The sequence below is a fragment of the Asticcacaulis sp. genome, from assembly GCF_020217185.1.
Classification (GTDB): domain Bacteria; phylum Pseudomonadota; class Alphaproteobacteria; order Caulobacterales; family Caulobacteraceae; genus Asticcacaulis.
This window is the reverse complement of sequence record NZ_JAIWNX010000082.1, coordinates 1-10,000: the sequence shown is the minus strand read 5'-3', so window position 1 is coordinate 10,000 and position 10,000 is coordinate 1. Positions and strand designations below refer to the sequence as shown.

Sequence of the window (10,000 nt, the reverse complement as noted above, 5' to 3'; positions counted from 1 at the left end):
AGTCTTCAGGTGCGCCGCGTTACGCGCTAAGGCGGGCCTTTGCCACCTCTTGAGCAGAGAAGGCCCGTCCTGGTCTACCCCTCGGCCGAGGCCATCATCGCCTTTTGCAACTTCTCGAAGGCGCGGACTTCGATCTGACGCACGCGCTCACGCGACACGCCAAAGCGGTCGGCCAGGTCTTCGAGCGTCGTCGGGTTTTCCTGAAGACGACGCGCCGTCAGGATGGCGCGTTCGCGTTCGTTCAGTTCGCCCATCGCCTCTTCGAGCAGGCTCATGCGCAGCTTGTACTCTTCGGAGTCGGCCAGCACGGTTTCCTGCGACGGTGTCGAGTCGTCGGCTAGCCAGTCCTGCCATTCTGAGTCGCCTTCCGAGGCACGCAGCGGCGCATTGAGCGACGAGTCGGGCGAGGACATGCGGCGGTTCATGCTGATCACGTCGTCTTCGGAGACGCCCAGCTTGGTGGCGATCTGCGCGACCTGTTCGTGGCGCATGTCGCCGTCTTCCAGAGCGCTGATTTCCGACTTCACCTTGCGCAGGTTGAAGAACAGCTTCTTCTGCGCGGCGGTGGTGCCCATCTTGACCAACGACCACGAACGCAGGACGTATTCCTGAATGGCGGCCTTGATCCACCACATGGCGTAGGTAGCCAGACGGAAGCCCTTGTCCGGGTCAAACTTCTTGACCGCCTGCATCAGGCCGACATTGCCTTCGGAGATCACTTCACCGATCGGCAGGCCATAGCCGCGATAGCCCATGGCGATCTTGGCCACCAGACGCAGGTGCGAGGTGACGAGCTTATGCGCCGCCTTGGGGTCGGCGTGTTCGGCCCAGCGCTTGGCCAGCATGAATTCCTCATCCTTGGCCAGCATCGGGAACTTGCGGATTTCCGACAGATAGCGGTTCAGGCCGCCGTCCGGCGACAGCACGGACGGATTGGGCATGCTGAGGGCATTCGAGGTCAGCGAGCTGGTGCTCATGGTAGCGTCCCCTTCGGACCCGTCGAAGGGTCCGGAATTTGATCCTGAATTGGTGTCCGGCATCGGCGCATCCCCCTGAGACGACAGCCGGTGGCTGCGCGTGTAGGACAGGCTTTTGTCTTCCTTTTCCATGTAGGTGCTCCGGCGGGGAAAAAAAGACCCAGTGTAAAAATTATTTTATGCGGACTGGTTCAAAATTAAAATCAAAGCGATTTCAAAGCGCTCAGAAGGTCTGCCATATCCGCGGGCAGGGGGGCTTCAAAGGCGAGACGCTCGCCCGTGATCGGGTGAACGAAGCCCAGGTGCGCGGCGTGCAGGGCCTGACGCGCAAAAGACCGGGTTTTCAGCGCCTCGGCCACCGCCTTGTGCGGCGCACCCGAACCATAGACCGGATCACCCAGACAGGGACAGCCCAGATAGGCCATGTGCACGCGAATTTGATGCGTGCGTCCGGTTTCCAGCGTGCAGCGCACGCGGGCCGCGACGGGTTTGTCGCCGCCGAAGCTGTCCAGTGTGCGGTAATGGGTGATGGCTTCGCGCCCGCCGCTTTTCAGCACGGCCATCTTTTTGCGGTCGTGGGGTGAGCGGCCGATGCGCGTGGTGACCGTGCCTGAGGCGGTTTTCGGTGCGCCGCGCACCAATGCCTCATAGGCGCGGTCGATATCGTGGCGCGAAAAGAGGTCGCTCAGACCGCGATGGGCGGCGTCGGACTTGGCCGCCACCATGACGCCGGAGGTGTCCTTGTCGAGGCGATGGACGATGCCGGGGCGCAGGACGCCACCTATGCCCGACAGCGATTCCCCGCAGTGGAACAGCAGGGCATTGACCAGAGTCCCATCCGGCGTGCCGGGGGCCGGGTGGGCGGCCATGCCGGCGGGCTTGTTGACCACGATCAGGTGGGCGTCCTCGTACAGCACCTCCAGCGGCAGGTTCTGCGCTTCGGGAATCGCCGAGACGGGGGCGGGGACGAACAGGCGGTAGAGGCCTGCCCTGGCCTTGTGCTTGCCATCGGAGAGGGGCTGGCCGTCGTGGCTCAGATGACCGTCGCTGATCAGGGCCTGAAGACGGGCGCGCGACAGATCGGGCAGCAGCGGCAGCAGCGCGCGATCAAGCCTGTCGCCGGCCATCTCCGCGGTCAGCACAAGGTCGTGCGTCTCGCCATCGCTGGCCAGCGGCAGATCGTCATCAATGTCGTCGTCAGAGGTCATGAATGCCTTCTCTCCCCGTTTGTGGGGAGAGGGTCGGGGGGAGGAGGAAAACGCAAAACACGCCGGAAGCGGACTTCCGGCGTGTCAGGGGATCGTTTCGGCGCTGTCGCTTACGACAGGTCTTCGTTGATCAGAGCGACCTTGAAGTAGCCATTGTCCTGAAGCGTGTTCAGCACCGACATGAAGTCGTTGTATTCGATGTCGGCATCACCACGCACCAGAACGCGTTCTTCGGTGGGGTTGGCCGAGTTCAGCGCCACGGCCAGGTCGGCCGGCAGGGTGGCGAGCGAGGTCTTCTTAGGACCGATATAGATGTCGTCCGGCCCTTGGATCGAAATAAAGGTCGGCTCTTTATCGTCCTTCGGCGTGTTGGAAGGAATCGGGGGCGGCATGTCGAGCTTGATCGACACGGTGGCCATCGGCGCGGACACCATGAAGATGATCAGCAGCACGAGCATGATGTCAACGAACGGCGTGACGTTGATTTCGGAATTCTGTTCGACGTTATAGCGAGAACCGCCGCCGCCACCGAGCTTAGCGCCCATGATGTAACTCCCGTAAGACCCTCAGAGCCACCCGTCGGGAGGCATGAGGCATTAAACAACCGCCCGCCGGAAAGCAGGCGCAAATTTCAGGAACCGATTTAGGACAAAGCTCGCGCAAATGTAAAGGGGTTCGTTCACGCGGGATTACAATTTCTTCATGACGCTTTTGCGACCGTCTCACCTGAGACGCGAACGCCCGACGATCATGTGACCGCCGGGCGTTAAAAGCGTGAATTGTGCGCCGGATCAGGCCTGGCAGAAGCGCATGAAGCGGTCCTGAAGCGCCAGGTCGGTCTTGAACACGCCGGTAAAGCGGGTGGTGACCGTGGTGACGTTCTTGTGGTGGACGCCGCGAGTCGTCATGCACTGATGCTCGGCGTCGATCAGCACGGCGACGCCCAGCGGGGCCAGCGACTGCTCGATGGCGTCGGCGATCTGCTTGGTCAGGGTCTCCTGCGTCTGAAGGCGCTTGGAAAAGATTTCGACGACACGCGCGATCTTGGAAATACCCACCACCTTGGCGGTCGGCATATAGGCGACATAGGCCTTTCCAAGGAAGGACGCCATGTGGTGCTCGCAGTGCGATTCGACGTCGATATGGCGCAGCATGACCATGTCGTCATAGCCCTGCACGTCCTCAAAGGTGCGCGACAATTCCTTGGCCGGGTCGGCCTGATAGCCGGAGAACCACTCGTCATAGGCTTCGACGACGCGCTTGGGCGTGTCGATCAGGCCTTCGCGCGTAGGGTCGTCACCGGCCCAGGCCAGCAGCGTGCGCACGGCGGCCATGGCCTCTTCTTTCGACGGACGCTCGACATTGAGGATTTCGGAAAAACCCTTGCTGCGCGTCTGGGCCAGATTCTGGGCGAGCGCTTGAGTGAGCGGGTCTTCGCTGTTCGGGCGGGAATTCGGGTCGAGGCTGTCCATACTTATATGTCTCCGGAGGGCCGAGTGGCGCCGGGACGACGGTCCCGGAATGACGCGTGGCATCCCTCTGCCGGGGTCACACACAGAAGACCCCTTGAAAGTTTGCAGGCGGTTTACGATCCTGCGCAGGAATTGGATTGCCAGCGATATAATCGCTTGGAAGCCAACCCTTGCCGCGTCTATATGGGGCAAACTTCACGGAGTTCAACAGAAATCGTCATGAAACTGCGACTCAGCGACACGCTTAAACGCCAGAAGGTGGACTTTGTCCCGAAAAACCCCCAGCGCGTGACGATGTATGTCTGTGGACCGACGGTCTATAACTATGCCCATATCGGCAATGCGCGCCCGGTCGTGGTGTTCGACGTTCTGTTCCGTCTGCTGCGTCATCTCTATGGCGAAGAGGCGGTCATCTATGCCCGCAACATCACCGATGTCGATGACAAGATCAACCAGAAGGCCATGGCCGAAGGGGTCGATATCAACGTCATCACTTCGAAATTCGCCGACATTTATAATGCCGACATGCGGGCACTCAACGCGCTGGAGCCGACGATCCAGCCGCGCGTGACGCAGAATATGAACGCCATTGTGGCGCAAATCGAGGCCTTGATCCGCAACGGCCACGCCTATGCGGCCGAAGGCCACGTGCTGTTCGATGTCGAAAGCTACAAGGCCTATGGGGCGCTCTCCAACCGTTCGCTGGACGACATGATCGCCGGGGCCCGCGTCGAGGTGGCGCCCTATAAAAAGAACCCGCAGGACTTTGTGCTGTGGAAGCCGTCCAAGCCCGGTGAGCCGAAATGGCCGTCGCCGTGGGGCGAAGGGCGTCCGGGCTGGCACATCGAATGCTCGGCCATGATCGAGGCCAATCTGGGCCTGCCTATCGATATTCACGGCGGCGGGCACGACCTGATCTTCCCGCACCACGAAAACGAGATCGCGCAGGGCGTTTGTGCCCAGCATGGCCATAGCCATCAGGAAGAGAGCTACGCCCGCTACTGGATGCACAACGGCTTCCTGACCATGGATGCTGAAAAGATGTCCAAGTCGCTGGGCAATGTGCTGCTGGTGCACGACCTGATCAAGGAGTTTCCGGGCGAGGTGATCCGTCTGGCCCTGCTGTCGGCCCATTACCGCGCGCCGCTTAACTGGACGCGTGAACTTTTAGAGCAAAGCCGCAAGGAACTAGATTATTTGTACGGCGTTTTGCTGCGGCATAAAGCAATAGAGACATGGGTTCCGAGTGAACGTCAGGCGTGTAATGAAAGAGAGGGCGCATTACTCGGTGCGCTTTTAGATGACTTAAACACACCAAGTGCAAAAGCTAAACTTTTTGATCTTGCCAATAATCTTGAGCACCTATCAAACCCCAATGTTGAGAGGACGGAAGACGCTGCTGAGGTTGCCCCTACGGCGGCTTCATTGGTAAAACACGAATTTTTGCTGCTTGCGGGAGTTCTCGGCATCCTCCAACAAGACCCCGAAGCATGGTTCAAGGGCGGGGCCGATGACGACCTGTCGGCTAAGGTCGAGGCCCTTTTGGAAGCGCGCAAAACCGCGCGGGCTGAAAAAAACTGGGCTGAGGCCGATCGTATCCGCAACGAACTGACCGCGCTGAACGTAGAGGTCATGGACGGCCCGGCGGGGGCTACCTGGAAACTGAAAGCTTAAGACATGGCACTAAAGGTGGAAAAACGTATCGGCATCCAGACCCCGGTCGATACGGTCTATGAGATTCTTCAGGATATCGAAGGCTGGGTGCAGTGGTCGCCCATCCATAAAGAGGCCAAGGGCAGCTTAAGTTTCGGTGCGCCGGTGCGCTTCATGGAGCATTATGAAGGGCTGGGCGACTGGGAGATCAATGGCTTCGTGTCGGACTGGTCGCCGCTGTCGCACATCCATATCGGCGTGCCGAAGAAGTTTTACGAAGGCTCGCTGATCCGCTTTTATGAACTGAACATCCTGTCGGACACGGCGTGCGACTTCGCCATCGGGGCGCAGTTTTCGGGCTTTCTGTCGGAGCGTGAGGGGAAGACATACCGCTCATACCTGCGCGAAGGCTTTGCCAAATTCGCCGAAGCCTTGAAGGCGAAAGCCGAAGGGACGATATAAGCCTTAGCCCCTCCTCTGATTTCAGGGGTGTAGTGAAACGAAACTATAGCTTTCGCGAACGCTGGGATTGCCGCGTGAGCACGCAGACAGTGGGGTTAATTCCCCGCATAACCCCCCTCCGGCTTTCAGCCGGTATCCCCCCTGAGATCAGGGGGGAGGCTTGGAAGATGATCGACGAACTCTATTCCCGTGAAATTCTGCGCCGCACCACGCAACTGGCGCACGTCGGGCGGCTGGAAGCGCCCGATGGGGCGGCTGACCGTACCGCCAAGCTGTGCGGTTCGACCATCCACGTGGAAGTCAAACTCGCGGACGGCGTGATCACCGACTTCGCGCAGGAGGTCGAAGCCTGTGCCCTGGGTCAGGCCGCCGCCGCCATTTTGAGCCAAAGCGTCATCGGTGCCCCGGTCGCCGAGGTCGTCGCCGCGCGCGACGCGATGAAGGCCATGCTCAAGGGCGGCGAATTTGCCTATCCGGAGCGCTTTGCCGACTTCGCCATCCTTCAATCGGTGAAGGACTTTCCGGCGCGCCACGCCTCAACGCTTCTGGCGCTGGAGGCCACGGTCGAGGCGGCGGGGAAGGCGGGCTGATTATTCGACGGTTACGGTCAGCGGCAGCCAGTTAGGCTTTGGTGCGTCCGGGAAGTGCTTGATCTGATCGTACTTGCGCAACACCAAAGGCGTGACCTTATAGGCCTCTGTCAGGCTGTTGAACTCGCAGTCATCGGCTTCCGCTGCAAATTCCGGTTCGAAGGTTCGCTCGGCGTTTGCCGGATCATGAGCGGATACGGGCATGCGCGCTATCGTCAAATCGTAACAGCCCAGACTCAGATATTCGACCTGTACGGTTTGTCCCGGCGTAAAGGCCGAGCCATGCGGAAAACGCAGGATTGAATAGATCGATCGATCAGGGGTGCGCGACAGATTCAAACCAACGATCCAGTAGTCTTTTCGCTCTGCATTGGTTTCGGCGATAACGGGCGTGAAGGGATGGTAGGTTACGCCTGCGAGATAAGGCTTATGATCGGATAGAAGATTGTAAAGAGTGGCAACGTCTTCGCCGGAACCCTTTTTCAGTTCTATACGCATGAGTTTGGAATCGGCAGGCGTGTCTTCGGCAGGCATGGCGGCAAGGGTAAGGCGTTCGAAGTTCTCGAAAGGGCCTGTTTTGTCCATGTCGGGGCCTACGATGGAATCGCCCATCGATACGGCGACCTCCTCGGCAGGTTTGGAGCACGCGCCCAGTCCCAGCCCAAGGCTTACAGCCAGCAATGGCAGTAGTGTTTTCATCCCCACATCTCCTCTTTCTATGGAGTGAGGATTGATCACGAATCCGTGATCGTCAAGTGACTGTTACGTGATCAGATTGCGTCCGGCATTGCTATTCAGAACAAAATATCGGAAACAGTTGATACTTTTCGCCAAAAAGGTATTGCCGCATGGGGCGTCTCTATGCCAAGGCCGTGAAGACAGGGCTCAGGGCCTATAAGCTTACCCTGTCGCCCCTGATCGGGCAGGCTTGTCGCTTTGCGCCAACCTGTTCGGAATACACCGCCGAAGCCCTGATCGTGCATGGCCCCATAAAAGGGTCATGGTTGGGATTTAAGCGTATTTGCCGGTGCCGTCCCGGCGGGGGCCACGGATACGATCCGGTGCCGCCAAAAGTTGGCAAAAACTGACTGCCGTCGCCTGTCGTAGGGGCGCGGCCAAATCTATAACCGCGCATTTGGTTCCGAAAACCGCTACACACTTTTCGGAATGCGCTAGACGTCCTGGTCTCTCGTATGGACTGGACACAGAGTGAGAGAAGACATGATTGACCTGACCTTTCCCGATGGCGCCGTTCGTTCCTATGAGCCGGGCGCAACCGGACGCAGCATAGCGGAGGGTCTGTCCAAGTCTCTCGCCAAGAAGGCGGCGATGCTCCGCCTCAACGGAGAGCTTTACGATCTCGACCGCCCCATCGAGGGCAGCGCCTCCATCGAAATCCTGACGCGCGACGATCCGGCCCTCCTGGAAGTCATCCGCCACGATACCGCCCACCTTCTGGCGCAGGCGGTGCAGGAGTTGTTCCCCGGCACGCAGGTCACCATCGGCCCGGCCATCGAGGACGGCTTCTATTACGACTTTGCGCGCGATGAGCCGTTCAGCCTCGACGACCTGCCCAAGATCGAAAAGAAGATGAAGGAGCTGGTCGATCGCGACGACAAGATCGTGCGCGAAGTGTGGGAACGCGACGCGGCCATCCAGCATTTTGAAGAGATCGGCGAACACTATAAGGCCGAGATCATCCGCGACCTGCCCGGCACGGAGACGATCACCGTCTATCGCCACGGCGACAACTGGAAGGATCTGTGCCGCGGGCCGCACTTCCCGTCATCGAAGTTTATCGGCAAGGCCTTCAAGCTGACCAAGCTGGCCGGGGCCTACTGGCGCGGCGACCACAATAATGCGCAGCTTCAGCGCATCTACGGCACGGCCTGGGCCTCCGAAGAAGACCTTCAGGCCTATATCACGCGCCTCGAAGAGGCCGAAAAGCGCGACCACCGCAAGCTGGGCCGTCAGATGAACCTCTTCCACATGCAGGAAGAGGGGCGCGGCATGGTCTTCTGGCACCCGCACGGCTGGACGCTGTGGCGGACGCTGGAGGCCTATATGCGCCGCCGTCTCGACGCCGCCGGCTATGTCGAGGTCAAGACCCCGCAGGTGCTGGACCGCACCTTCTGGGAAAAGTCGGGCCATTGGGACAAGTATCGCCCCAACATGTTCGTCTGCGAGACGGTCGAGGGTGAAACCCTCAGCCTGAAACCGATGAACTGCCCCGGCCACGTACAGATATTCAAGGTCGGTCTGCGTTCCTATAAGGAACTGCCGATCCGCATGGCTGAATTCGGTGCCTGTCACCGTTATGAGCCGTCGGGCTCGCTGCACGGCCTGATGCGCGTGCGCGGCTTCACGCAGGACGACGCGCACATCTTCTGCCGTGAGGATCAGATCGTCGAAGAGACGACGAAGTTCATCACCCTTTGCCGTCAGGTGCACGCCGATCTGGGGATGCAGGCCGAACATATCGCGCTGGCCACCCGTCCGGAGGTGCGCGCCGGGTCTGATGAGTTCTGGGACAAGGCCGAGGCGCAGATGGCCGAGGCCGCGCGCGCCGCGGGTGTGGAACCGGTTATTGCCGAGGGCGACGGGGCCTTCTATGCGCCCAAGCTCGACTTTATTGTGCGCGACGCCATCGGTCGTACCTGGACCTGCGGCACGATCCAGCTCGACTACGTGCTGCCGGAGCGTCTGGGGGCGGAATACGTCGCCGAAGACGGCTCGCGTCAGCGTCCGGTGATGCTACACCGCGCGATTCTGGGCTCGTTCGAGCGCTTTATCGGCATAATGATCGAAAATTACGGGGGTAAATTCCCGCTGTGGCTGGCTCCCATACAGGTGGTAGTGGCACCGATCACGTCTGATGCTAATGATTACGCGCAACAGGTAGCGGCAAAATTGCGTTCGGCAGGACTCAGGGTTGACACAGACCTGCGGAACGAGAAGATTAACTACAAGATCCGCGAACATTCGCTGGCCAAGGTGCCGGTCATCGCGGTGGTCGGACGCAAAGAAGCCGAAACCGGGGAAGTAGCCCTGCGTTATCTGGGGCAGGAAGGGCAGACCGTTTTGTCGGTCGATAATGCCGCTGAACAGTTGCGTACCGAAAGCCTGCCGCCTGATTTGAAGTAAGTCATATTGAAGCCGATTAGATGAAACCTGCCCTGCCGCCTACCATTAGTGACCTGCTTAAGGCCCAGAGGCTGGCGGCGGGTGAGGCAGAAGCGCTCGTGCCGGGGACGGACATTGTTCTGCCGGCACGGGACACGCGTGGCGTGGCTGTGGTTATTATCGCCTACCACTCCGGGCGTATCCTGTTCGACTCCATTGAACGGGTGCTGGCCGAAGCGGCGGTGAAGCAACTGATTCTGATCGACAATGGCTCCTCAGAACGCACCATCGAACTGCTGCGTGAGATCGATGAAGCCTATGAGCGGGTGCTGCTGGTGCAGGGGCACGGTAATATTGGCTTTGCGCGCGCCGCCAATATGGGGGCTCAACTGGCCAGCCAGCCGTGGGTGGTTTTCCTCAATCCCGATGCCATACTGTGCGATGGAGCGGTCGAAGCGCTGGTCGATGCGGCGCTGAGCACGCCCCGGCCCTGTCTGGTGGGGGCTCGCGTTCTG

At 59.9% G+C, this 10,000-nt stretch carries 11 protein-coding genes; 6 read left to right on the top strand and 5 right to left on the bottom strand.

What is annotated here, in order from left to right; genetic code table 11:
- Positions 1-74 precede the first annotated feature (74 nt).
- The 4 genes from rpoH to folE all read right to left on the bottom strand — a co-directional run bounded on the left by rpoH (position 75) and on the right by folE (position 3,657).
- Positions 75-977, bottom strand: a complete 903-nt coding sequence (gene rpoH / locus LDL37_RS04025) for an RNA polymerase sigma factor RpoH (protein ID WP_126422806.1) — start codon at positions 975-977, stop codon at positions 75-77.
- Positions 978-1,180: 203 nt separating this feature from the next.
- On the bottom strand, positions 1,181-2,185 hold the full coding sequence (locus tag LDL37_RS04020; RefSeq protein WP_290794711.1) for an RluA family pseudouridine synthase: 1,005 nt from the start codon (positions 2,183-2,185) through the stop codon (positions 1,181-1,183).
- A 110-nt stretch (positions 2,186-2,295) separates the two neighbouring features.
- On the bottom strand, positions 2,296-2,730 hold the full coding sequence (locus LDL37_RS04015) for a biopolymer transporter ExbD (protein WP_290794708.1): 435 nt from the start codon (positions 2,728-2,730) through the stop codon (positions 2,296-2,298).
- A gap of 246 nt (positions 2,731-2,976) precedes the next feature.
- On the bottom strand, positions 2,977-3,657 hold the full coding sequence (gene folE, locus LDL37_RS04010; RefSeq protein ID WP_126419688.1) for a GTP cyclohydrolase I FolE: 681 nt from the start codon (positions 3,655-3,657) through the stop codon (positions 2,977-2,979).
- A 219-nt stretch (positions 3,658-3,876) separates the two neighbouring features.
- Between folE and cysS the strand changes: the two genes are divergently transcribed.
- The 3 genes from cysS to LDL37_RS03995 all read left to right on the top strand — a co-directional run bounded on the left by cysS (position 3,877) and on the right by LDL37_RS03995 (position 6,362).
- Positions 3,877-5,331 (top strand): cysteine--tRNA ligase, encoded by a 1,455-nt coding sequence (gene cysS, locus LDL37_RS04005; protein ID WP_290794702.1) that lies wholly within the window; start codon positions 3,877-3,879, stop codon positions 5,329-5,331.
- Between the two features lie 3 nt (positions 5,332-5,334).
- Positions 5,335-5,772: an SRPBCC domain-containing protein gene (locus LDL37_RS04000; RefSeq protein ID WP_290794699.1), complete on the top strand. Its 438-nt coding sequence runs from the start codon at positions 5,335-5,337 to the stop codon at positions 5,770-5,772.
- Between the two features lie 167 nt (positions 5,773-5,939).
- Positions 5,940-6,362: an iron-sulfur cluster assembly scaffold protein gene (locus LDL37_RS03995; protein ID WP_290794696.1), complete on the top strand. Its 423-nt coding sequence runs from the start codon at positions 5,940-5,942 to the stop codon at positions 6,360-6,362.
- On the opposite strand, the gene LDL37_RS03990 is transcribed toward LDL37_RS03995, so the two are convergent.
- Positions 6,363-7,061: a hypothetical protein gene (locus LDL37_RS03990; RefSeq protein WP_290794693.1), complete on the bottom strand. Its 699-nt coding sequence runs from the start codon at positions 7,059-7,061 to the stop codon at positions 6,363-6,365. It lies immediately after the preceding gene.
- A 149-nt stretch (positions 7,062-7,210) separates the two neighbouring features.
- Here LDL37_RS03990 and yidD point away from each other — a divergent pair, with 149 nt between their 5' ends.
- From yidD to LDL37_RS03975, 3 genes are all read left to right on the top strand, one after another.
- Complete coding sequence (yidD, locus tag LDL37_RS03985) at positions 7,211-7,450, top strand: membrane protein insertion efficiency factor YidD (protein WP_290794690.1); 240 nt, start codon at positions 7,211-7,213, stop codon at positions 7,448-7,450.
- 133 nt (positions 7,451-7,583) lie between these two features.
- Positions 7,584-9,506, top strand: a complete 1,923-nt coding sequence (thrS, locus tag LDL37_RS03980) for a threonine--tRNA ligase (protein WP_290794687.1) — start codon at positions 7,584-7,586, stop codon at positions 9,504-9,506.
- Positions 9,507-9,526: 20 nt separating this feature from the next.
- Positions 9,527-10,000: glycosyltransferase (locus tag LDL37_RS03975; protein ID WP_290794683.1), on the top strand; the 474-nt coding region annotated here is incomplete at its 3' end.